General features: G+C 48.5%; 17 protein-coding genes, 8 tRNA genes and 1 rRNA gene. All 26 read left to right on the top strand.

The features are described from left to right. The first annotated feature begins 23 nt into the window (after positions 1 to 23). Positions 24 to 2950, top strand: a 23S ribosomal RNA gene (locus MKY73_RS29035). Positions 2951 to 3031: 81 nt separating this feature from the next. Beyond that, positions 3032 to 3123, top strand: a tRNA-Ser gene (locus MKY73_RS29030). Positions 3124 to 3166: 43 nt separating this feature from the next. Then, a tRNA-Met gene (locus tag MKY73_RS29025) sits at positions 3167 to 3243 on the top strand. A gap of 9 nt (positions 3244 to 3252) precedes the next feature. Then, a tRNA-Val gene (locus MKY73_RS29020) sits at positions 3253 to 3328 on the top strand. A gap of 5 nt (positions 3329 to 3333) precedes the next feature. After that, positions 3334 to 3409: transfer RNA gene (locus MKY73_RS29015), tRNA-Thr, on the top strand. Between the two features lie 9 nt (positions 3410 to 3418). Then, a tRNA-Asp gene (locus tag MKY73_RS29010) sits at positions 3419 to 3496 on the top strand. Positions 3497 to 3517: 21 nt separating this feature from the next. Further along, positions 3518 to 3590 (top strand) — tRNA-Phe (locus MKY73_RS29005). Positions 3591 to 3602: 12 nt separating this feature from the next. Then, positions 3603 to 3688 (top strand) — tRNA-Tyr (locus MKY73_RS29000). A 7-nt stretch (positions 3689 to 3695) separates the two neighbouring features. Further along, a tRNA-Lys gene (locus MKY73_RS28995) sits at positions 3696 to 3768 on the top strand. 143 nt (positions 3769 to 3911) lie between these two features. Next, entirely contained in the window at positions 3912 to 5105 is a 1194-nt protein-coding gene (locus MKY73_RS28990) for a helix-turn-helix domain-containing protein (protein WP_339304887.1), read from the top strand. Positions 5106 to 5208: 103 nt separating this feature from the next. Then, entirely contained in the window at positions 5209 to 6333 is a 1125-nt protein-coding gene (gene ugpC / locus MKY73_RS28985) for a sn-glycerol-3-phosphate ABC transporter ATP-binding protein UgpC (protein WP_062837775.1), read from the top strand. Positions 6334 to 6755: 422 nt separating this feature from the next. After that, positions 6756 to 7694: an HPr(Ser) kinase/phosphatase gene (gene hprK / locus MKY73_RS28980; RefSeq protein ID WP_091011999.1), complete on the top strand. Its 939-nt coding sequence runs from the start codon at positions 6756 to 6758 to the stop codon at positions 7692 to 7694. A gap of 121 nt (positions 7695 to 7815) precedes the next feature. After that, the gene (lgt, locus tag MKY73_RS28975; RefSeq protein WP_339304885.1) at positions 7816 to 8841 is read left to right on the top strand and encodes a prolipoprotein diacylglyceryl transferase; all 1026 of its coding nucleotides are present in this window, start codon (positions 7816 to 7818) and stop codon (positions 8839 to 8841) included. Between the two features lie 6 nt (positions 8842 to 8847). Further along, positions 8848 to 9504 carry a pyrophosphatase PpaX gene (gene ppaX, locus MKY73_RS28970; protein ID WP_339238995.1) on the top strand — a complete coding sequence of 219 codons (657 nt, stop codon included), beginning with the start codon at positions 8848 to 8850 and terminating at the stop codon, positions 9502 to 9504. Further along, entirely contained in the window at positions 9501 to 10043 is a 543-nt protein-coding gene (locus MKY73_RS28965) for a DapH/DapD/GlmU-related protein (RefSeq protein WP_339258225.1), read from the top strand. Before ppaX ends, MKY73_RS28965 begins: the two co-directional genes overlap by 4 nt. Positions 10044 to 10431: 388 nt before the next feature. Beyond that, entirely contained in the window at positions 10432 to 11631 is a 1200-nt protein-coding gene (locus MKY73_RS28960) for an ATP phosphoribosyltransferase regulatory subunit (RefSeq protein ID WP_339304883.1), read from the top strand. 1 nt (position 11632) lies between these two features. Further along, positions 11633 to 12292: an ATP phosphoribosyltransferase gene (hisG, locus tag MKY73_RS28955; RefSeq protein WP_339304881.1), complete on the top strand. Its 660-nt coding sequence runs from the start codon at positions 11633 to 11635 to the stop codon at positions 12290 to 12292. A gap of 136 nt (positions 12293 to 12428) precedes the next feature. Continuing rightward, positions 12429 to 13733, top strand: coding sequence for a histidinol dehydrogenase (hisD, locus tag MKY73_RS28950; RefSeq protein ID WP_339304880.1), 1305 nt, complete (start codon positions 12429 to 12431; stop codon positions 13731 to 13733). Continuing rightward, on the top strand, positions 13726 to 14355 hold the full coding sequence (hisB, locus tag MKY73_RS28945) for an imidazoleglycerol-phosphate dehydratase HisB (protein ID WP_339304878.1): 630 nt from the start codon (positions 13726 to 13728) through the stop codon (positions 14353 to 14355). The genes hisD and hisB overlap by 8 nt, the downstream gene beginning before the upstream one ends. Positions 14356 to 14358: 3 nt before the next feature. Beyond that, positions 14359 to 14985 carry an imidazole glycerol phosphate synthase subunit HisH gene (gene hisH / locus MKY73_RS28940; protein WP_339304877.1) on the top strand — a complete coding sequence of 209 codons (627 nt, stop codon included), beginning with the start codon at positions 14359 to 14361 and terminating at the stop codon, positions 14983 to 14985. Between the two features lie 63 nt (positions 14986 to 15048). Further along, positions 15049 to 15783, top strand: coding sequence for a 1-(5-phosphoribosyl)-5-[(5-phosphoribosylamino)methylideneamino]imidazole-4-carboxamide isomerase (hisA, locus tag MKY73_RS28935; RefSeq protein WP_047841450.1), 735 nt, complete (start codon positions 15049 to 15051; stop codon positions 15781 to 15783). A 30-nt stretch (positions 15784 to 15813) separates the two neighbouring features. Further along, entirely contained in the window at positions 15814 to 16575 is a 762-nt protein-coding gene (hisF, locus tag MKY73_RS28930; RefSeq protein WP_339304875.1) for an imidazole glycerol phosphate synthase subunit HisF, read from the top strand. Between the two features lies 1 nt (position 16576). Further along, positions 16577 to 17302: a bifunctional phosphoribosyl-AMP cyclohydrolase/phosphoribosyl-ATP diphosphatase HisIE gene (gene hisIE, locus MKY73_RS28925; RefSeq protein ID WP_339308791.1), complete on the top strand. Its 726-nt coding sequence runs from the start codon at positions 16577 to 16579 to the stop codon at positions 17300 to 17302. 12 nt (positions 17303 to 17314) lie between these two features. After that, positions 17315 to 18154: a histidinol-phosphatase HisJ gene (hisJ, locus tag MKY73_RS28920; RefSeq protein WP_339304874.1), complete on the top strand. Its 840-nt coding sequence runs from the start codon at positions 17315 to 17317 to the stop codon at positions 18152 to 18154. A gap of 288 nt (positions 18155 to 18442) precedes the next feature. Next, complete coding sequence (locus tag MKY73_RS28915; RefSeq protein ID WP_036616184.1) at positions 18443 to 19390, top strand: ribose-phosphate pyrophosphokinase; 948 nt, start codon at positions 18443 to 18445, stop codon at positions 19388 to 19390. A gap of 254 nt (positions 19391 to 19644) precedes the next feature. Beyond that, a complete protein-coding gene (locus MKY73_RS28910; RefSeq protein WP_339304872.1) occupies positions 19645 to 21906 on the top strand; it encodes a helix-turn-helix domain-containing protein in 2262 nt (753 codons plus the stop codon). Positions 21907 to 22022: the final 116 nt, after the last annotated feature.

The raw sequence follows: 22022 nt of genomic DNA, 5'->3' as shown, positions 1-22022 counted from the left end.
GACAGCTCGAACACGAGCGCAATGGTTAAGCTACTAAGAGCACACGGAGGATGCCTAGGCGCTAGGAGCCGATGAAGGACGTGGCGAACAACGAAACTGCCTCGGGGAGCTGTAAGCAAGCTTTGATCCGGGGGTGTCCGAATGGGGAAACCCAGCTGGGGTAATTTCCAGTTACTCACAACTGAATACATAGGTTGTGTAGAGGCATACCAGGGGAACTGAAACATCTAAGTACCCTGAGGAAGAGAAAACAATAGTGATTCCGTCAGTAGCGGCGAGCGAACGCGGAGAAGCCCAAACCAGAGAGCTTGCTCTTTGGGGTTGTGGGACGTCTCACATGGAGTTACAAAGGAACCGGTTAAGCGAAGAGGTCTGGAAAGGCCCGCCAAAGAAGGTAAAAGCCCTGTAATTGAAAGTCTGTTCCCTCCGAGACGGATCCCGAGTAGTGCGGGGCACGTGAAACCCCGTATGAATCCGGCAGGACCATCTGCCAAGGCTAAATACTTCCTAGCGACCGATAGTGAAGCAGTACCGTGAGGGAAAGGTGAAAAGCACCCCGGAAGGGGAGTGAAATAGAACCTGAAACCGTGTGCTTACAAAAAGTCAGAGCCCGTTTTAGGGGTGATGGCGTGCCTTTTGTAGAATGAACCGGCGAGTTACGTTCCCGTGCAAGGTTAAGGTGAAGAGCCGGAGCCGCAGCGAAAGCGAGTCTGAATAGGGCGACATAGTACGTGGACGTAGACCCGAAACCGGGTGATCTACCCCTGTCCAGGGTGAAGGTGCGGTAACACGCACTGGAGGCCCGAACCCACGCACGTTGAAAAGTGCGGGGATGAGGTGGGGGTAGCGGAGAAATTCCAATCGAACTCGGAGATAGCTGGTTCTCCCCGAAATAGCTTTAGGGCTAGCCTCGGAAAACAGAGTCGTGGAGGTAGAGCACTGATTGGGTGCGGGGCCCGCAAGGGTTACCAAGCTCAGTCAAACTCCGAATGCCATAGACTTACTTCCGGGAGTCAGACAGTGAGTGCTAAGATCCATTGTCAAAAGGGAAACAGCCCAGACCATCAGCTAAGGTCCCCAAGTGTGTGTTAAGTGGGAAAGGATGTGGAGTTGCACAGACAACCAGGATGTTGGCTTAGAAGCAGCCACCATTGAAAGAGTGCGTAATAGCTCACTGGTCGAGTGACTCTGCGCCGAAAATGTAACGGGGCTAAACACACCACCGAAGCTATGGCTTGATGCTTGCATCAGGGGTAGGGGAGCGTTGTATAAGGGTTGAAGGTGTACCGTAAGGAGCGCTGGACATTATACAAGTGAGAATGCCGGTATGAGTAACGAAAAGATCAGTGAGAATCTGATCCGCCGAAAGCCTAAGGGTTCCTGAGGAAGGCTCGTCCGCTCAGGGTAAGTCGGGACCTAAGGCGAGGCCGAAAGGCGTAGTCGAAGGACAACAGGTCGAAATTCCTGTACCACCGTAAGCCGTTATGAGCAATGGGGGGACGCAGTAGGGTAGTGACGCGGACTGATGGATGTCCGTCTAAGCAGTAAGGCTGATGTGTAGGCAAATCCGCACATCGTAAGGCTGAGCTGTGATGGGGAGCGAAAATTATAGTAGCGAAGGTCATGATCTCACACTGCCAAGAAAAGCCTCTAGCCAGGTGAAGGTGCCCGTACCGCAAACCGACACAGGTAGGCGAGAAGAGTATTCTAAGGCGCGCGGAAGAACTCTCGTTAAGGAACTCGGCAAAATGACCCCGTAACTTCGGGAGAAGGGGTGCCCCGGTAGTGTGAATAGCACGAGGGGGCCGCAGTGAAAAGGCCCAAGCGACTGTTTAGCAAAAACACAGGTCTGTGCGAAGCCGTAAGGCGAAGTATACGGGCTGACGCCTGCCCGGTGCTGGAAGGTTAAGGGGAGTGGTTAGGGAGCAATCCCGAAGCTGTGAACCGAAGCCCCAGTAAACGGCGGCCGTAACTATAACGGTCCTAAGGTAGCGAAATTCCTTGTCAGGTAAATTCTGACCCGCACGAATGGCGTAACGACTTGGGCGCTGTCTCAACGAGAGATCCGGTGAAATTTTAATACCTGTGAAGATGCAGGTTACCCGCGACAAGACGGAAAGACCCCATGGAGCTTTACTGCAGCTTGATATTGAATTTGGGTACGATCTGTACAGGATAGGTGGGAGCCTTTGAAGCGTGAGCGCCAGCTTGCGTGGAGGCAACGTTGGGATACCACCCTGATCGTATCTAGGTTCTAACCTGGTACCGTAATCCGGTGCGGGGACAGTGTCAGGTGGGCAGTTTGACTGGGGCGGTCGCCTCCTAAAGAGTAACGGAGGCGCCCAAAGGTTCCCTCAGAATGGTTGGAAATCATTCGAAGAGTGCAAAGGCATAAGGGAGCTTGACTGCGAGACCTACAAGTCGAGCAGGGACGAAAGTCGGGCTTAGTGATCCGGTGGTACCGCATGGAAGGGCCATCGCTCAACGGATAAAAGCTACCCTGGGGATAACAGGCTTATCTCCCCCAAGAGTCCACATCGACGGGGAGGTTTGGCACCTCGATGTCGGCTCATCGCATCCTGGGGCTGAAGTAGGTCCCAAGGGTTGGGCTGTTCGCCCATTAAAGCGGTACGCGAGCTGGGTTCAGAACGTCGTGAGACAGTTCGGTCCCTATCTGTCGTGGGCGTAGGAAATTTGAGAGGAGCTGTCCTTAGTACGAGAGGACCGGGATGGACGTACCGCTGGTGTACCAGTTGTTCCGCCAGGAGCACCGCTGGGTAGCTATGTACGGACGGGATAAACGCTGAAAGCATCTAAGCGTGAAGCCCCCCTCAAGATGAGATTTCCCAGTATGTAAGACCCCTTGAAGACGACGAGGTAGATAGGCTGGGGGTGGAAGTGCAGCAATGCATGGAGCTGACCAGTACTAATCGGTCGAGGGCTTATCCAATAGCAAGTGATAATTCACATCTTTCGTTTCGAATCTAGTTTTCAGGGAGCAATCCTTGAATGATGTTGAAGATTGTTATTTGGAGAGATACCCAAGTGGCTATAAGGGGACCCTCTGCTAAGGGGTTAGACTGCGTAAGCGGTGCGAGGGTTCGAATCCCTCTCTCTCCGCCATCTTTACCTAAAGATGGACAAGCAATCAAGACACAATTAATATGGCGGTGTAGCTCAGCTGGCTAGAGCGTACGGTTCATACCCGTAAGGTCGGGGGTTCGATCCCCTCCGCCGCTACCATATTACCCAGGAGGCTTAGCTCAGCTGGGAGAGCATCTGCCTTACAAGCAGAGGGTCGGGGGTTCGATCCCCTCAGCCTCCACCATATACGCCGGTGTAGCTCAACTGGTAGAGCAACTGACTTGTAATCAGTAGGTTGGGGGTTCAAGTCCTCTCGCCGGCACCATTAATGCCTGGAACCGTGGTGTAGTTGGCCTAACATGCCTGCCTGTCACGCAGGAGATCGCGGGTTCGAATCCCGTCGGTTCCGCCATTAATCCTAAAAATTAAATATGGCTCGGTAGCTCAGTCGGTAGAGCAGAGGACTGAAAATCCTCGTGTCGGCGGTTCGATTCCGTCCCGAGCCACCTTTAATCCTTGGAGGATTAGCGAAGTGGCCAAACGCATCAGACTGTAAATCTGCTCCCGTACGGGTTCGGTGGTTCGAATCCATCATCCTCCACCAGTTTTATGAGTCATTAGCTCAGTTGGTAGAGCACCTGACTTTTAATCAGGGTGTCGAAGGTTCGAGCCCTTCATGACTCATCTTTAAGAAAAGAGTGATTAATCATTAATTTGATTATTCGCTCTTTTTTGTTATGTACTTTTAACGGATTATGGATATTTATTAATGCTGTGCAAGATATGATAAACTAATAGAAAACATGCAGAGTGGTGACGTTCATTATATGAAGTTCATACCTGATCTAAAACAGCAAATTGAAGTCATTATAGGCACAACTTTGGACGAATATGAGATTACAATAGAGGAATGGACGCAATCTGTTACGAATCTGGTGGGTCTTCATGAAAATTCAGAGACCTATGGTGATGAAGGTGAGAGTCTGGAGCTATCTGAACAAACTACATCTCCAAGCTCATCCGATGTAATCAGTCTGAATACGGGAGAGCGCATATTTTTTAAGGTTCGGATGAATGAGAAAGAAGAGACCGTGGTATGTTGGGGATGCACTGCAAGATCTATCACTGTGGAGAGACGGAGATTTATTGAGCTTTTGATCCGTTCCAACACAGAATTACCCGAGGAGACACAGCCTGTTGTATATGAGAATGATAGGGAGCAGTATCTAACCGAATTGGGTCTCTGGCTTAGAGAGCAGATCGAAGAACCAACCAAGCAGGAATCTGAAACGGTACCTGATCGCTTTGTGGTGGCTGCAGATTTGAATACTGAGAAAATTCTGTTCTTGCTGCAAGGAGATACGCCGGATGCACATCGTTTACGATCCAAGGAACTCAACAAGTTGCTTGAGAGTTATTTTGGCGAGGAGATTGTATTGATTCCCTTGGGGGATCAAGAGTGGGTTTTCATGGGTGATAAAGAAATTGTTACAGAAGAAGCTGAGGAAGATACAACGGAAGCCAAAAAGGATTCACTGAACGCTTTTTGCCTTGGGTTACATGAACTGGTTGCCAGTGAGTGGGCTGGGGTGTTCCATCTGTCTGCATCCCTGCCGTGCATACCCGCAGAACAATTAGTATCAGTTACAGCGCTTCTTAAAGAAAGTGTGCAATTGGGGAGAGCATTCCATGTTACGCAGCATATTCATCTTCCATGGGATCTGCATCTGGAACGATTGGTAGCGAGTATTCCAGATGAACAACGGATACGATTTATACAGGAAACAGGCAAGGACACGTTAATCTTAAATGATAGTGAGACTCTTGCTACGTTAGAAACCTTTTTTAGCCTGGACTGTAATGTGAGCGAGACAGCCAAACGGCTTTTTATTCATCGTAATACGTTGGTTTATCGTCTGGACAAGATCAAACAAGAGATTGGATACGATGTAAGGCACTTCGAAAGTGCTGTTCTAGTGCAGTTTTTGCTGCTTATGTACAAAGTGACGAAAAAGCATTGATATTTTTGTGCAGTTTGCGAATAGTCAAACCTCATGCAGATAGGGTAATATAAAAATACAAATTGTATTCGATTACAAAATGATCTCTGAGGAGGCAACAATCATGGCTGGAGTACGTTTAGAGCATATTTTCAAAAAATACCCGGGTTCTGATAAAGCAACTGTAGTTGACATTAACCTGGACATTAAAGATAAAGAATTTCTGGTATTGGTAGGTCCGTCCGGTTGTGGTAAATCAACAACACTGCGTATGATCGCAGGCCTTGAGGAAATTTCTGAAGGTAAACTCTATATCGGTGACCGTGTCGTTAATGATGTTGCACCTAAAGACCGCGATATCGCGATGGTATTCCAATCCTATGCCTTGTATCCGCATATGAGCGTATATCAAAACATGGCGTTTGGTTTGAAATTGCGTAAGGTTAAAAAAGACGAGATCGACAAACGTGTACGTGAAGCAGCTAAAATCCTGGATATTGAGCATTTGCTTGAGCGTAAACCTAAGGCATTGTCCGGTGGTCAACGTCAGCGTGTCGCTCTAGGACGTGCGATTGTCCGTGATCCACAAGTCTTCTTGATGGATGAGCCTCTCTCCAACTTGGATGCTAAACTTCGTGGTCAGATGCGTGCGGAAATCACTAAACTGGCTAAACGTTTGGAAACAACAGTTATCTACGTAACGCATGACCAGATCGAAGCAATGACGATGGGTGATCGGATCGTAGTTATGAAGGATGGTATCATCCAACAAGCAGCTTCTCCGGAAGAGTTGTATAACCTGCCGGCTAACCTGTTCGTGGCTGGTTTCATCGGTTCCCCGACAATGAACTTTATCTCGGGTAAATTGGCTGAGCAAGGTGCAAATCTTCACTTCGTAGCTCCAGGCGTGGACGTTGAAATCCCGCAAGGTAAAGCACAAGTGTTGAAATCTAGAGGATACATTGGCAAAGAAGTCATTCTGGGTGTTCGTCCAGAAGACATTCACGAAGAGCCAGTATTCCTGGAAGCATCCCCGAACTCTGTATTCTCTACTCACGTAGATGTAACAGAGAACCTGGGTCACGAAATGCTCCTCTACTTGAGCGGTGTAGGTAACGATACTACAATTGCACGTGTAGATGGACGTTCTAACACTCGTGATGGTTCCACAGTTAAAATGGCTATCGACATGAACAAAGTTCATATCTTTGACAAAGAGACTGAAGTGAACGTACTTCTTCAAGACTAATATTACTGGGATTCATCGGTGACGATGGAATCTGACAGTTAACGCAATTATACATTGTAATGAGAGCCCCTTCCGTTATTGCTGGAAGGGGCTTTTTTTAAAATTAATGAATTCTTTAATATTCAGCGGAGCAAGGATTAACAATCACCTGATAAACAACCGCTAAACCATCCATGTAGTATTCCCAATGGGTGCTCGATCAGAAGCTTTTTTCTTACTAATGGTTGTCGGAGGCTACGATTGCATTCATCCCGGAATTCATTTAAGATTATTTGAAGGTCTGTCTTCATATATCTGAGAGAACCGACTGTTGGAAGGGTATGCATTCTGTACCCCATGTTGTGAATGCGCTAATAATGGAAAGAACTGATACACGAACTGAATTACATAGAGGTACAGCGAATGCTGAAAGGAAGAGACAAATGGCGAAAAAAGTGAAAGTATCCGAATTGGTACAGCAGTTTCAGTTGGAGGTTGTTTCTGGATCTCACGGATTGAAAAGAGTCATTACGGTAGATGACCTGAACCGTCCTGGTCTGGAAATGGCCGGTTATTTTGAATACCATCCTCAAGAACGGGTACAGCTACTTGGAAGAACGGAGTTAGCTTTCTTTGCAATGTTACCCGAGCAAGAGCGGCGTGATCGTATGCAACGTCTTTGTACGGAAGAGACGCCTTGTATCGTTGTAACGCGCGGACTTGAAGTCCCACAAGAGCTGATTGATATCAGTGAAGAACGGGATCTGGCTGTATTGCGCAGTAATATGGCAACAACAATTCTGTCCAGCCGGATTACCGGATTTTTGGAAGGCAAATTAGCACCTACTGCCACGATTCATGGTGTACTTTGTGATGTATACGGGGTTGGTATGTTGATTACAGGTAGTAGCGGTATTGGTAAGAGTGAAACAGCACTTGAACTGGTTAAACGTGGACACCGACTGATTGCCGATGATGCGGTAGAGATCCGCCAAACGTCAGATTTTCAGCTTCATGGTACTGCACCTGAATTGATCCGCCACTTGCTCGAAATTCGAGGTGTCGGTATTATCAACGTCATGACATTATTCGGAGCCGGTGCAGTTCGGAATAACAAACGGATTACCCTGGTTGTACGTCTGGAAGCATGGCAGCAGGATAAACAATACGATCGTCTGGGTCTGGACGAAGAGACTACACGTATCATTGATACCGATGTGCCTCTCGTTACGATTCCTGTTCGTCCGGGGCGGAACTTGGCGGTTATTATTGAAGTAGCCGGAATGAACTATCGTCTGAAACAGATGGGTCTTAATGCTGCACTGCAATTCACGAACAAGCTGACAGCAACCATCTCGGAAGATATGGAAGACATGGATTAAGAAACATTTTATACAAGGAAATGAAGATAAATGGTTGACGTGTACTGCTTCTCTGGAGGCGCAGGGCATGCCAACCATTCGTCATGCGTGTGATTGATCGAATAAATAGGAGTGTGAATGAATGGATACATTATTACTGTTGAACCCGATTGCGTTCTCTATTGGAGCGTTAAAGGTTCACTGGTACGGGCTTATTCTTGGTGCCGCGGCACTTATAGGACTGCTGCTCGTGATCCGGGAGGGCAAACGCTACAATATCCCACAGGAAGTGTTCATGGACATGGTTCTGCTGGGTGTGCCTTCTGCCATCATTGGTGCCCGCATCTACTATGTCGCATTTAAGTGGGAAGATTACAAGGATAATTTCTGGGATGTCTTTAAAATATGGAATGGCGGTATCGCCATCTATGGTGCCCTTATTGGTGCAATCATCTGTGCAGTTATTTTCTTCCGTCGTAAAGGCTATAACTTCTGGCGTATGGCCGATATCTGTGCGCCTGGACTGATTGTTGGACAGATGATCGGACGTTGGGGGAACTTTGTGAATCAGGAAGCCTACGGCGGTCCTGTGGAAGAATCATTTTTGAGAGACAAGCTTCATCTGCCAGACTTTATTGTGAATCAAATGAACGTAGAGGGCGTATTCCATCATCCTGCGTTTTTGTATGAATCAGTATGGAGTCTCGCTGGTCTAATCTTGCTGCTGATTCTGCGTCGTCAGAAATTCCTGCGTTCAGGTGAACTGTTCATGTCCTATTTCATCTGGTACTCTATCGGTCGTTTCTTCATTGAAGCTTTGCGTACGGACAGTCTGGGCTTCCAGGCTCCGCAATGGGTCGCTTCATTAGTGAACGGGCTGTGGTCTCCAATGACTGTGATGGGCTTCGAACAAGGCTATCTTGATCCTGCTTATGGCAACGTAAGAATCTCTCAACTGCTCGCTATTGGTATCATTATTGTTGCTGTTGTATTCATAGTGGTGAGAAGAGTGACAGGTAAAGCCGATGTTCGTTACAGTGATCCGATTGTATCATCCAAAGTAACCTCTGATGATATGGAACATACGGGAACAGATGCAGGCAAAGAGAGCAAAGTAACACCTCCAGCCAAAGATGATCCGAAGCCAGTTGATGATAAAAAGGAGTAATGCAACATGATTGACACGGTATTGTTCGATCTGGACGGAACCATTATTGATACCAATGAGCTGATTATCAGCTCATTCCAGCATGTCATGGGGGGATGGGAGCATTCAGCTCCATGGACACGTGAACAGATCATTCCGCATATGGGTGGCACACTGGAGCAGCAAATGCGTACCTTTTCTGGACAAGAGGAAGTCTCTGAGTACGTGAAAGGTTATCGTGCCTATAATGATATCCATCATGAAGCGATGGTTAGACCTTTTCCACATGTCATTGAGGTAGTAGAGGCGTTGCATCAGGCTGGCATTGTGATGGGTGTGGTCACAACCAAAATTCGTCCATCTACATTAAAGGTGCTGGAACGTTTTGACCTACTGAAATATATGAAGACGATTGTGACCGTGACTGATGTGACGAATCCGAAGCCACATGCTGAGCCTGTGTTGAAAGCAATGACGGAACTGGGTGCAGATCCTGCTAAAACGTTGATGGTTGGTGATAGTCCGGTGGATATCCAATCGGCTCAAAATGCGGGTGCACTCTCGGCGGGGGTTGCATGGTCTCTTAAAGGAGAAACAATCCTGAACGGATATGGCCCCGATCACATGTTGCACGACATGAGAGACTTGTTAGAACTCATCCGTATTGAAACGGGTCGTTCATGAGAAAAGTAACCCGCTATCCGGTAGAGGACCAGAATGCACTTTGGCATATCTACAAGACAGTGAGTCCGTGGAAGGGCATTCGTAATTTTATCTGGATCCAGTTGTCACGGTACTGTCCCATCCTATCAGTGAAGAACTGGATTTATCGCCGAATGCTCGGGATGAAGGTGGGAAAACATACGGCCTTTGGCCTGATGGTGATGGTGGACGTGTTTTTTCCGGAGAAAATAACGGTTGGCGAAAACTCGGTCATCGGTTACAACACAACGATTCTCGCTCATGAGTATCTCATTAAGGAGTACAGGCTCGGTGAGGTGATTATCGGGGAAAATGTACTGATTGGTGCCAATACAACGATTCTGCCTGGGGTAACCATAGGGGATGGAGCGGTTGTAGCTGCTGGAGCAGTCGTACATAAGGATGTTGCTCCGGGTGCTTTTGTTGGTGGCAATCCACTGCGTGACTTATCCCGTGCGGCAGCTTCTACGGAAGAGACTGTCTTTAACACGGATGATTCTTCTCAGGGTAGTGTGCATTAAGTCCACAACGTGATGAAAGAAGATGGGTTGAAGTAAAAAGCTGCTTATGGCAGCTTTTTTCGTATATAAATACCGATGGGGGAGGGTAACGGTGCGAATATAAAACGAGATGCCGATCCAAGGGCAATCAAGCTTCGGTATTGTTGACGGTAGTGCGCATTTCATGTTATCATATCCCATATCCTTTAGTTTATTAGCACTTTACCATGTGAAAGTATTATTGAAGAAATTAAACGTGATAAAGGTTGAACTAAACAATAGTTAAAAGCTTTTGCAGCAATACGTTGATTCAGGGTTACAAGATAGAATGGGGATTTACACTACATAAATCCTGTTGAAATAGCATGAGCACCACTCTTAAATTACTGACTCGGGGTGAATAATACCAATGTCCAAACCAAAAGGATTTGAAAAACCGACCGGATTTCGCGACTATACACCACATGTAGTATCCAAGCTGCGTACGATTGAGCGGAATGTACTGGAATGTATGGAACGCTGGGGTTACCGTCAGATCATCACACCAACGATTGAATATTACGACACGGTAGGTGTAGCCAGCTCTACATCGGATCGCAAATTGTTTAAATTATTGAACAGTCGGGGAACTACGCTGGTGCTCCGATCGGATCTAACGGCTCCGATTGCACGTGTCGTTTCGTCCATGCTCAAAGATGAGCAATTGCCACTGCGTCTGTCCTATCATGCGAACGTATTTCGTTCGATTGAAGAGGAAGCTGGACGCGAGGCGGAGTTCTTCCAGACAGGGGTGGAGCTGGTTGGAGATGACTCACCTGAGGCGGATGCAGAAGTTGTTGCGCTTGCGATTGCCTCTTTGCAGGCAGCGGGCGTGTCTTCTTTTAAAATAGCGATGGGTCATATGGGATTCCTGAACGGATTACTGGAGGAAGTAATCCCAGGTCAAACTGCGGAGCAGGAGCAATTGAAGGAAGGGTTGCTCGGACGTGATTATGTCGGCTATCGCCAGTCCATCGAAGCATTGAACCTGGAACCCAAGTTGAAAGAACAGCTTGAAGCGATCCTGCGTCTGCGCGGTGGCAAGGAAGTCTGCACACATGCGGTAGAGCTAAGTTCAAGCGCTGAAGCAGCACAGTCGATTGCGCATCTGTGTGCAGTATTCGAAGTGTTGGAAGCGTACGGTGTATCCGAACATGTACTGATTGATCTGACGATGATCGGGGATTTCTCCTATTATACGGGCATGACGTTTGAAGGATATGCAGCAGAACTGGGTTCTCCGGTATGCAGCGGCGGGCGGTATGACAATCTGTTACAACAATTCGGGCGTTCGTTGCCAGCAACAGGGTTTGCACTGAAAACCAACCGGATTATTGATGGCGTTCACGGTATTACCATTGAAGAGAAAAAACCGATACTTATCCAATATAGCCCGAAACGTCGGGCCGAGGCACTGACCGAAGCGGCAAGATTACGCAGTCTGGGACAAAATGTAGTGACACTCCTTCTTCCTGAAGACGGGGCTGGAGCAAGTGCTGTATCTACTGGAGCAACAACTGTTCAGGCTGAGCAGGTTATTACTTACGGATCTGAAGAAGGAGGACGCTGAGATGTCGGATATTCTGAAGGTGGCCATGCCGAAGGGCCGAATCTATAAAAAAGCCTCCAAATTGTTCCGTGAAGCGGGGCTGGATATTCCAGAAGACGTGGATGATACACGCAGATTGGTCATTGAAGTACCGGAAGCGGGAATGGAATTCATCATGGCGAAGCCAGTAGATGTTCCAACGTACGTGGAGTACGGTGTTGCTGATATCGGAATTGTTGGTAAAGACGTGTTGCTGGAGGAAAATCGGGATGTGTACGAACTGTTGAATCTGGGAATCGCCCAGTGCCGTATGTCTGTGATTGGACTTCCCGACTGGAAGCCAGGTATTCAGCAACGTGTTGCAACGAAGTACCCGAGGATCGCTTCACAGTATTTCCGGGAGCAGGGGCAGCAGGTTGAGGTGATCAAGCTGAATGGTTCCATTGAGCTTGCGCCCTTAATTGGTCTGGCAGACCGGATCGTCGATCTGGTGGAGACAGGTCAAACGCTACGCGAGAATGGACTCGTGGAGATGACAGAAATTCTGGATATCACCAGTCGTCTTATCGCCAATCGGGTAAGCTATCGGATGAAAAATGCACGGATTCAGGCTTTGTGTGATGCACTTCAGCAGGTTATACCGGCATCCAATGAGATATCGGCAGGAAGCCTTCGGGGATAAATTACTGTAAGCAAGGAATGGGAAATATACAAATGGAATAACCAAAGAATGAAACGATAGAAGTAAGGAACGAGAAAAATGAGAAACAAATCGGCCATATAAGGTAGGCACTACAGGCGATAAGGAGGTTGTACGTATGAAAATTGTACCTGCACGGGAGTTTGATCTGAAGCGTGAAGTGGAGTATGGCACGCCAGAGCAAAATGAAACGGTACGGCGTATTGTCAGCGACATTCGCCGTGAGGGTGATGCGGCACTGCTGCGTTACACGGAGCAGCTGGACCGCACGAAGCTGACGGCCGCGGAATTGCGTGTGCCGCAGGAAGAGCTGCAGGCGGCTTATGCAGCCGTGGAGCCATCCTTTGTGACGGCGATTCGGCAAGCCGCCGCCAACATTCGTGCGTTTCACGAGAAACAGAAACGCAACTCGTGGATGGATTGGCAGCCGGACGGCAGCCTGCTGGGCCAGGTCATCCGACCGCTGAAGCGGGTCGGGGTCTATGTACCTGGCGGTAAAGCAGCGTATCCATCGTCTGTGCTGATGAACGTGATTCCGGCACAGGTGGCAGGCGTGCCGGAGATTGTTCTCGTGACGCCGCCGTCTACCAACGGTGGTGAAGGCATTAACCCGTACATTCTCGTGGCTGCTGCGGAAGCAGGCGTAAGCGAGATGTACCGGGTTGGCGGCGCTCAAGCCATCGCCGCCCTGGCTTACGGCACGGAGAGCATTGCCCCGGTCGACAAGATCTGTGGACCGGGCAATATTTACGTGGCGCTCGCGAAGCGCGAGGTGTACGGTGCGGTCGATATCGACAGCATCGCCGGGCCGAGTGAGATTGTGGTGCTCGCCGATGATACGGCGAATCCGGTGTATGTCGCCGCCGACCTGTTGTCGCAGGCGGAACATGACGAGATGGCATCGGCCATTCTTGTCACGAATTCGGCCGCGCTGGCGGAAGCCGTGCAGGGCGAAGTGCAACGGCAGCTTGAAGTGCTGCCGCGGCGTGATATCGCTACTGCTTCGGTGGAGCAGTATGGCGCGATTATTGTGGTCGATTCCATCGATGAGGGAATCGATGTGGTGAACCGGCTCGCACCGGAGCATCTGGAGATCATGGTGCAGGAGCCGATGGCTTACGCTGGCCGGATTGAGAATGCCGGTGCGATCTTCCTCGGCACGTACAGCTCGGAGCCGGTAGGGGATTATTTTGCCGGACCGAATCATATTATTCCGACCAATGGAACGGCGCGATTCAGTTCGCCAGTGGACGTGGACGATTTTATCAAGAAATCGAGTCTGATCTATTATAGTAAAGAAGCGCTGCTGCAGAATGGAGCGGCTATTATAGAGTTGGCCCGCCATGAGGGTCTTGAAGGTCATGCCCGTGCAATCGCTGTACGGTTAGAACAGGAAGGAAAGGCGGAATCGGACAATGGATAAGCAAAATAATGGTGTGGAATTTGAAAACAAAGGTGCAGTGCGCCAAGCAGAGGTTGACCGCAAAACGAACGAGACCAATATTCAATTGGCCTTTAATGTAGATGGAACAGGACAATCCACGATTGAAACGGATGTACCTTTCCTGAACCATATGTTGGATCTGTTCACGAAGCACGGACAATTCGACCTGAACGTACAGGCCCGTGGAGATATTGACATTGACGATCATCACACGGTTGAAGACATCGGAATTTGTCTGGGACAGACGTTGCGAGAAGCGTTGGGTGACAAACGCGGTATTAAGCGTTACGCCAGTGTTTTTGTACCGATGGACGAGGCACTCGCTCAGGTTATTATTGATGTGAGCAACCGACCTCACTTTGAATACCGTGCAGAATACCCTTCCCAACAGGTAGGCAGTTTCTCCACGGAGCTGGTACATGAATTCCTGTGGAAATTAGCGCTGGAAGCTCGGATTACGTTGCATGTCATTGTGCACTATGGTCAGAATACCCACCACATGATTGAAGCGATCTTTAAGGCATTGGGACGTGCACTGGATGAAGCAACGATGATTGATCCGCGTGTAACGGGTGTGCCTTCCACGAAGGGAGTGCTGTAGACGATGGCGATTGCAATTGTCGATTACGGTATGGGTAACCTGCACAGCGTCGGCAAAGCGGTCGAACGTCTTGGCTACGAAGCGCTGGTCACGGGTGACCGGGAAGAGATTCTTGGCGCAGATGGTGTCATTCTGCCAGGCGTAGGTGCTTTTGGTGATGCGATGGTTCATTTGCGGGAGAGTGGACTGGATACGGTTGTGAAAGAAGCCGCTGCAGGGTCCAAGTCACTGCTCGGTATCTGTCTGGGGATGCAGTTGTTGTTTAGCTCAAGTGAGGAGCATGGCGAACATGAGGGACTGGATATATTGCCAGGTAAAGTGGTGCGTTTTGCACCCGGAGAACTGAAGGTTCCTCATATGGGATGGAACCGTCTGGAATTCCTGCATGCGGAAAACCCGCTGTTTGCGGGACTTGAGGGAGGACACGTCTATTTTGTGCATTCCTATCATGCGCTTACGGACAACAGGGATGATCTGCTGGCGGTAACGGATTACGGACATCCGGTGACAGCCATTGTAGGCAGAGGATCCAACTTCGGCATGCAATTTCACCCGGAGAAAAGCGGAGAGCTTGGCATGAAGCTGCTCGGTAACTTTTTGGCTCTGACAGGAGCGCCTGTACAACGGTAAAACAATTATCTCTTCTTAACTATAGAAAGCGTACAAATCTAATTCATATTCAGGAGGCCTTGTATGTCATCTTTTATCCTATATCCGGCGATTGATATCCGGGACGGCAAATGTGTAAGACTGGTGCAGGGAGATTATAATCAGGAGACCGTGTATAACGATGACCCGGTTCAAGTGGCTCTATCCTGGGAGAAACAAGGCGGTACATATGTGCATCTGGTGGATCTGGATGGTGCCAAAGCAGGTCATCCTGTTAACGATGAACTGATCGGTCGCATTGCCTCAGCTGTGAACGTACCTGTTCAGGTAGGCGGCGGACTTCGTACAGTAGCGGATGTAGAGCGATTGCTGGGTCTGGGTGTTAGCCGGCTGATCATTGGAACAGCGGCTATTGAGGATCGTGCTTTTACAGAGGAAGTACTGGGACGTTACGGCGACAAAGTGGCAATTGGCATCGACGCTCGTAATGGTTACGTGGCAACCCGCGGATGGCTTGAAACATCGGAAGTACAGGCAGAGGTACTCGCGAAGGAATTGGCGGCGTATGGGGCAGAGACGTTTATCTTTACGGATATTTCCCGTGATGGCATGATGCAGGGTCCTAATGTGGAAGCGATTGTGTCTCTAGCCAAGGCAAGCGGACGGACCGTTATTGCTTCCGGTGGTGTGAGTGTAATGGATGATCTGCTTCGTCTGAGTCGTCACGCCGATGATGGTGTTGGTGGAGCGATCGTGGGTAAAGCACTGTATACAGGAAGCATCGATCTGTCTGAAGCTGTACGTGCAGTAAATAAGTAAGGGATACTCGGATAGAGAGGAAGAGGTAGCATGCTGGCAAAAAGAATCATCCCCTGTCTGGACGTGAAGGACGGCCGGGTCGTCAAAGGCGTCAACTTCGTCAATCTCCGCGATGCGGGTGATCCGGTAGAGCTGGCGGCGCTATATGACCGCGAAGGCGCGGATGAATTGGTATTTCTCGATATCTCCGCTTCGGTAGAAGGTCGCGAAACGATGGAAGAAGTCGTGCGGCAGACGGCTGGCGAGATCGCCATTCCCTTTACGGTAGGTGGAGGCATCTCCAAGGTGGAGGACATGAAGCGGATTCTCCGGGCAGGAGCGGACAAAATTGCAGTGAATACAGCCGCGGTGCTTAATCCGCAGTTGATTGCCGATGGTGCACGTCGCTTTGGCTCACAGTGCATCGTGGTAGCGATCGATGCCAAGTATAACGAAGCTTGGGGCGAGTGGGAAGTCTATACACATGGTGGACGGAAACCTTCCGGCATCAAGGCATTGGAATGGGTTAAACAGGCTGAGAGCTTGGGCGCGGGAGAGATTCTGCTGACCAGTATGGACGCGGACGGAACAAAAGACGGTTTCGATCTGAAGCTGACGGCAGCGGTATCGGAATCTGTGCGTATACCAGTCATCGCATCGGGCGGTGCGGGCAAGGAATCTCATTTCTATGATGTATTTACCATAGGCAAAGCGGATGCAGGTCTGGCCGCAACGATTTTCCATTACAAAGAAATCGCCGTACCGGCGTTAAAACAACATTTGAGAGAACAAGGGGTGGAGATCCGTGACTAAAGTGAGCGATGAAATCAAGGAACAGTTGTCCTTGGAACAGGTTGTGGAACACATTCGTTGGAGTGACGGTTTGGTCCCTGCCATCGTGCAGGATGTGGATACTCGGGAAGTTTTGATGATGGCTTATATGAATCGCGAATCTCTGAAGTTGTCGCTGGAATCCGGTGAAACCTGGTTCTGGTCACGCTCGCGTCAAGAGCTGTGGCATAAAGGGGCAACATCTGGTAACGTGCAAACCATTACTTCTCTGAAATATGATTGTGATGGTGATACCTTGTTGGTTGAGGTCAAACCGAACGGTCCTGCTTGCCACACAGGTGCGGTAACTTGTTTCCATAATGAGATCATTGGTTTGCCAGAAAAATCGGCAGACAAGGCTTCGGATGAAGCGAGTGCGGCATCTGCTCCGGCAAGTTCAGGTTCCGAAAGCCGTTTCGAGGTATTGGCCGAACTGGAATCCGTTATTGCAGAGCGTGAACGTGAACGCCCTGAGGGTGCATATACAACCTATTTGTTTGATAAAGGTGTAGACAAAATTTTGAAAAAAATCGGTGAAGAAGCGTCCGAGACGATTATCGCCGCCAAAAATAAAGATAATGACGAGCTTCGCCTGGAAGTCAGTGACCTTATGTATCACCTGCTCGTCCTGTTACAAGAGCGCAAGCTGCCACTGGACGACATTATGTCAGAGCTGAGCCGCCGTCATGAACGGCCTCGCCGCGATTAGGAGGCGAGTTTCGTGCGTATAGACTACCATACACATCATGAGCGGTGTGGACATGCCGTTGGCAAACTGGAAGAGTATGTACAGCGTGGTGTGGAGATCGGACTATCCCAGATTGGATTGTCCGATCACATGCCATTGTTGCATGTCGATCCGGCTCAATATTATCCGGAAATGGCGATGCCTATGGATGAACTGCCGCGTTATGTAGAGGAGTGTTTCTCCCTGAAAGAACGTTACCGTGGGCAGATTGACGTACGTGTTGGTCTGGAAGGTGACTATATTGAAGGCTGGGAAACAGAGATCCGTGCGATCATTGAGCGTTATCCTTGGGATTATGTGATTGGCTCCGTTCATTTCCTCGGGGAATGGGACATTACGGATTTTCGCCAGACCCATCACTGGGAGGGCAAAGACATCCTTGAAGTATATCGTCAGTACTATGATGCCGTGAGTAAAGCAGCTGCGACGGGTCTGTACGACATTATGGGCCATACGGATGTCATTAAACGGTTCGGCTATGTTCCTTCAGAGGAGCAAATAGAAGAACGTATCTCACTGGAGAACGCAGCGCTGCAGGCTATTGCAACAAGTGGCTGCGCCATGGAGCTGAATGCTTCCGGGTTATCGAAGCCTTGCGCCGAGATGTTCCCTAGTCGCAGAATGCTGACGGAGGCCATTCGATTGGGCATTCCATTAACGATGGGTTCTGATGCGCATGATCCACTGAAGCTGGGGGATTATTTGCCTGAAGCTGAAGCACTTTTACATGAGTTGGGCTGTACGGAAGTCGCTGTTTTTGAAGGCCGTCATCGCTCGTTCATTCCTTTAAATGTAGAAGCCAGTGGAGTATAATGAGGGTAGGAAATAACCTTTTAAAGGTAGTTCAAAAAGTCCGCTTTTGATTACGCAGGATGCCTAAAGGCATCATCAGCATCGAATATGGAATTCAGCCGAAATGGGTGGATGCTTACGAAGTATGTTTCCTCTGGAAACATTGTGGTTGCTCACGTAGTTTTCTCCTACGCTCCGCTACTCCATTTCTAGCTTTATCCCATCTTCTCGGTACTGAAAACCGGTCTTTTTGAACAGTTACTTTTAGATAAGGGATTATATAGGGGCTTCAACCCTCGGGAGGGCATTATGCAGCATTCGTTACGTATTTTTTCCGGTTCATCGAACCCTAAGCTGGCAGAACAGGTATGTGACAAGCTGGGTGTACAACTGGGCAAGATCAAGCTGTCCAGGTTCAAGAGCGGAGAAATATACGTTCATTATGAAGAAACGATCCGTAATTGTGATGTGTTTCTGGTACAGTCGTTGTCTCATCCGATCAATGAGCTGTTTGTCGAGCTGTTGGTGATGATTGATGCCGCAAAGAGGGCTTCAGCACGCACTGTGAACATCATTGTTCCGTATTATGGTTATGCGCGTCAAGAGCGCAAATCTGCTCCACGAGAGCCGATCTCGGCCAAGATGGTAGCCGATGTATTAACTACGGCTGGCGCCAATCGCGTGGTAACGATCGACCTGCACGCAGCGGCCATTCAGGGATTCTTCAACATTCCAGTTGATCACATGACATCGCTGGATCTGATTAGTGATTATCTGTTGAGCAAAGGTATTGAGAACCCTGTCGTTGTGTCCCCTGATGCGGGACGAGCATCAATGGCAGAGAAGCTGGCCAATCGTCTGGATTCTCCGTTTGCCATTATGATCAAGAAACGTCCAAGCCATAATGAATCCGTGATTACCCATGTCATTGGTGATGTAGAAGGACGGACACCGATTATTATTGAGGATCTGATCGACACCGGAACGACCATTCTGAATGTTGTGGAAGGGTTGAAGGAACGCGGGTCCAAAAACGTATATGTATGTGCAACTCACGGATTGTTCTCCGATGGAGCAGTAAGTAAGTTGAATCACCCGTCAATTGAAGAGGTGGTCGTTACGGATTCGATCGCACTGCCAGATGACCACCCTGAATGTTTCAAAGTGTTACCTGTTGCACCAATGCTGGCCCGCGCCGTGCGCATTATTGTGGATGGTGGCTCCATGGCCACATTGTTTAAGGATTCTGGCATTTAGTGCATCGAGGATATAACGGTGTGCTGCCAGGTGAGTTGTTCCGTGTCTGAGTTGTTGTCTGCTCAGCACGGTTTTTTTGTTTTGGCTCTACGAATTCAATTCTTGCTTTGCTGCTCCGAGGCTTGTGCTATAATAACATAAAATCAGTTATGATAGCGTTATCATGTAGTGTTCAGTCCTTAAGGCGGGACGGATACTGAACAGTAGAACCACGGCTGAGAACATTGGCATCGTGGAGTGAGGAGTGGGGTCTATTGTCTCGTAATTGGTACTACCGGTTATTGTTCTCATACTTCCCGATTTTTTTTCTTACAGTGACCATACTTATCTTCATCGCGTTTGTTTTCATCAATGATATTTCTAAAGAGGAAACAAAAAAAGCTGACCGGATCTCCTCCAGCTATATGATAGATACGGTGGATCGCACAATCAGGGATATTGAACTGTCCATCCTGGAAACGGTACAGAGTCAGCAGGCATACAGACTCTATTTCAATAACACAACCCAGACCAGCTCGGACACCGTGTATGCAATCGCACAGAGTTTACGGGAGCTTACCAATTCGTCCTCATGGATTCAATCCATCTATCTATACGACAAGCGAAATAAACATGTTGTGACCGTAAGTGGTTCCAGAGAAGCGGAAAGTTTCTTGGATAAGGCATGGATTGACAAGATGGGTACCGGTTCTATTGGTTCAGGCTGGCAGCCGGTCCGGGAATTCGATACGGAGTCTGTTCAACGTACTCCTATTCGCGTATTAACCGTGAACAAGGACATGCCTTTGCCTTTTGGTTCTCAGGGCACACTGGTTATTAATATCAAGATGAGCAGCATTGAACAGAGTGTGGATAGTATGGTTAATGGTCAGCTCTCATTCCTGACGATTACGGATCGGGACGGTAAGGTTGTGTACAATGCACACTCGGACCAGGAGGGCTCGATAGACGGTCAGGAACTGAATAGGCTGTCGCTAGAAAGACTGGGCTGGACCATATCCAGTGGAATTAAGGCCGGCAACTTATTTGGCTGGGTATCTGTCGTGTCTTATGTATGGGTAATCATTGCTATTGTGACTGTCATCTGTGCGATTGTGTATATCGTGTATATTACTCGGCGTAACTATAAACCCATTCAGATCATCATGAACCGGATTGAGTCTCATCAGATTCGGGCGTTTGAATCCTCAGGTGCTCGGACGGATGAGATGAAGATGATTGACGGTGTGCTTGAGAATCTGATTAATCACATGATGGATTATGACAAGAAAAGCAGGGAAAATATACTCATGCAGCGCAGTAAGTTGTTCAATGCCCTATTGCACGGTGAACACATCGAAAATGCAGAAGAGCAATTAACAGAGCTCTCTCCACTGAATGACGTGCATGAATCGTCACGCTTTATCGTTGTTGTTGGAGAGATTAATCGTTATGAGAAGGGGTTCCAGGAGAGGTATACGAGAGGTGAACAAAATACGTTGAAGTTTGCCTTGATGAATGTTTTGCAAGAACTGTCACGTAATACCGGAGTACAATGCTGGACGGAATGGATTAGTGTAGATCAAATTGCAATCCTTTTTGTGTTCAAAGAACAGAGTAATAACAACTTGGACATGTCTGGTCAGATTCGGGTTGTAGCTGAGGAATGCAAATCTTGGGTGGAACAAAATCTACGCATTTCCTTAAGCTTTGGCATTGGACCTATTGCTCAGGGAATCGGTGCGATACGAAGTTCTTATGCGGCAGCAGAAGCGGTAATGCAACGCAAACTATTGATGAACGGAGATGTCGGTCAAGCCGACTGCGGTGAACCACAGCATCCTTTGCTGGATACCTATACTTATCTGCAGATGATTGCTGACTTTGTTAAGCGGTTCCGGATGTCGAGTGGACAGTGGCGGGAACAGTTGGAGGAGATCTTTACCGCATTTGAACAGAACAAATTGCCGGATGACGAGATTCGTTCTCTGATTCAAGCCATGCTACAGATGCTTAGCCGAGAGGTGGCTATGATGTCGGAAGGGCTTCAGGAGGAGCTGTCTGAAGAAAACATCAACAGATGGTTAAGCGCTGTGGAAGAGGCAGAGACGCTTACGGATGTGAAAAGTCTTTTGTTCGATGGTCTGACGGACTTGTTCCGAACGTATGTAGCGGTAACGGAAACCAAGAGTTACAAAGCCATGGTCAACGAAATGAAAAATTATATTGAAGAACAGTTTGCGAATCCTGATCTTTCCTTGAAACATCTGAGCGACCGATTCCAGATTACGGGCAAACATGCGAGTTATTTGTTCAAGACAGAATTCAACATGAAGTTTGTTGATTTTGTTACAGAGCTTCGCATGAAGGAGACGGAGCAGCTTCTGCTCAATACCGATTACTCTTTGCAGGATATTGCCCTGAAAGTTGGGTATGCGAATGGAATTACATTAGGACGTGTATTTAAACGGGTAACGGGCATTACACCAGGAGATTATCGTCGTTTGAAACGAGAACATCAAGAACCCGAAAAGTAACGCAATGATGATCTTATTCTGAGATCTATAGATCAGGATAACACAGGGTGAATTTCATGCAGTCACTTTCCATTAGGAGAGCAGGCTTGCAGAAGTTCGCCCTGTTTTTGTTGAAC

Origin of the sequence: Paenibacillus sp. FSL R5-0519 (genome assembly GCF_037974275.1) — a bacterium.
Taxonomy (GTDB): Bacteria; Bacillota; Bacilli; order Paenibacillales; family Paenibacillaceae; genus Paenibacillus.
This window is presented reverse-complemented; position numbering and strand designations above follow the sequence as displayed.

Bases quoted from the DNA above. Each gene is read 5' to 3' on its own strand.
- hprK (WP_091011999.1), top strand. From the start codon at position 6,756: ATGGCGAAAAAAGTGAAAGTATCCGAATTGGTACAGCAGTTTCAGTTG.
- hisG (WP_339304881.1), top strand. From the start codon at position 11,633: ATGTCGGATATTCTGAAGGTGGCCATGCCGAAGGGCCGAATCTATAAA.
- hisF (WP_339304875.1), top strand. From the start codon at position 15,814: ATGCTGGCAAAAAGAATCATCCCCTGTCTGGACGTGAAGGACGGCCGG.
- hisA (WP_047841450.1), top strand. From the start codon at position 15,049: ATGTCATCTTTTATCCTATATCCGGCGATTGATATCCGGGACGGCAAA.
- lgt (WP_339304885.1), top strand. From the start codon at position 7,816: ATGGATACATTATTACTGTTGAACCCGATTGCGTTCTCTATTGGAGCG.
- MKY73_RS28990 (WP_339304887.1), top strand. From the start codon at position 3,912: ATGAAGTTCATACCTGATCTAAAACAGCAAATTGAAGTCATTATAGGC.
- hisB (WP_339304878.1), top strand. From the start codon at position 13,726: ATGGATAAGCAAAATAATGGTGTGGAATTTGAAAACAAAGGTGCAGTG.
- ugpC (WP_062837775.1), top strand. From the start codon at position 5,209: ATGGCTGGAGTACGTTTAGAGCATATTTTCAAAAAATACCCGGGTTCT.
- MKY73_RS28960 (WP_339304883.1), top strand. From the start codon at position 10,432: ATGTCCAAACCAAAAGGATTTGAAAAACCGACCGGATTTCGCGACTAT.
- hisH (WP_339304877.1), top strand. From the start codon at position 14,359: ATGGCGATTGCAATTGTCGATTACGGTATGGGTAACCTGCACAGCGTC.
- MKY73_RS28915 (WP_036616184.1), top strand. From the start codon at position 18,443: ATGCAGCATTCGTTACGTATTTTTTCCGGTTCATCGAACCCTAAGCTG.
- MKY73_RS28965 (WP_339258225.1), top strand. From the start codon at position 9,501: ATGAGAAAAGTAACCCGCTATCCGGTAGAGGACCAGAATGCACTTTGG.
- ppaX (WP_339238995.1), top strand. From the start codon at position 8,848: ATGATTGACACGGTATTGTTCGATCTGGACGGAACCATTATTGATACC.
- hisD (WP_339304880.1), top strand. From the start codon at position 12,429: ATGAAAATTGTACCTGCACGGGAGTTTGATCTGAAGCGTGAAGTGGAG.